This window comes from Roseovarius autotrophicus (assembly GCF_018069895.1).
In the GTDB taxonomy this organism is placed as follows: Bacteria; Pseudomonadota; Alphaproteobacteria; order Rhodobacterales; family Rhodobacteraceae; genus Roseovarius; species Roseovarius autotrophicus.
The window spans coordinates 1-927 of the sequence record NZ_JAGQDH010000075.1 but is presented as its reverse complement, the minus strand read 5'-3'; the positions used below and the strand labels follow the sequence as shown (position 1 = coordinate 927).

The following is a 927-nucleotide window of genomic DNA, read 5'->3' as shown; positions in this document are numbered from 1 at the left end:
TCACGCTCGCATTGGCCTGCGTCTCGTGCTTGGCCTCATGCACCGAGTTGAACACCGGCAGGTCGAGATGCGTGGTGCCGCCCTTGCCGGGGGTGACGCCGCCGACCATTTTCGTGCCATAGGCGATAGCCTGTTCGGAGTGGAACGTGCCCTGCGAGCCGGTGAGGCCCTGACAGATGACACGGGTGTTTTCGTCGACGAGGACTGCCATTTTGGTGGCTCCTATTGCATTTTCATTTGGCGTGGCATGGTCATGAACGACCAAGCCAGACCAAAGAGATCTATGTGTAAGTTTGAGTAGCGGTCTGTGTTGGCTAGCAAGCCGCGGGTCTGCACGTTGGGGCCGTGGGCGAATTTGGTCCGGATTGCCCGGGAAACGATCACCTGCAACTCATGCGCATGAATAATTGCATTCAAACAGCGCCGCAGGTCAGTTTCACTTTCGATTGGTTTACCAATATCCTTGTCCCAATCAGATTGTTGGACGACGTTGGTGGTTTTCGTTGCGTCAAGAACCCTTCGTGCGTTAACCGAGAATGTGACGGCTTCGTTGAGCACTTGTTCAATAACAAACTCCAACATCTGTCCATCTGGCCAAACAGCGTCGGCATACGCCATAAGCCTTATAGCGCTTTGCTGTGCAGCCGTTTGGGCTTGATGATGGATAGCGTTATTCAACACGAGACGCTCACCCTTTGACCGCCTTGACGATCTTCTGCGCGCCGTCCTTGAGGTCGTCGGCGGCGATAACGTCGAGGCCGGAGGTGTTGATGATCTCCTTGCCCTTCTCGACATTGGTGCCTTCGAGCCGGACCACGAGCGGGACTTTCAGCCCGACCTCCTTGACCGCCGCCACCACGCCCTCGGCGATCACATCACAGCGCATGATGCCGCCGAAGATGTTGACAAGGATGCCTTTCACCTGCG

1 protein-coding gene and 2 pseudogenes are annotated in these 927 nt (G+C 56.2%); all 3 read right to left on the bottom strand.

The features are described from left to right. A pseudogene (locus KAK09_RS18605) lies at window positions 1–211 on the bottom strand (succinate--CoA ligase subunit alpha); the annotation flags it as partial. 11 nt (window positions 212–222) lie between these two features. Continuing rightward, window positions 223–681 (bottom strand): hypothetical protein, encoded by a 459-nt coding sequence (locus KAK09_RS18600; RefSeq protein WP_210880406.1) that lies wholly within the window; start codon window positions 679–681, stop codon window positions 223–225. Between the two features lie 7 nt (window positions 682–688). Then, window positions 689–927, bottom strand: a pseudogene (gene sucC / locus KAK09_RS18595) (succinate--CoA ligase subunit beta); the annotation flags it as partial.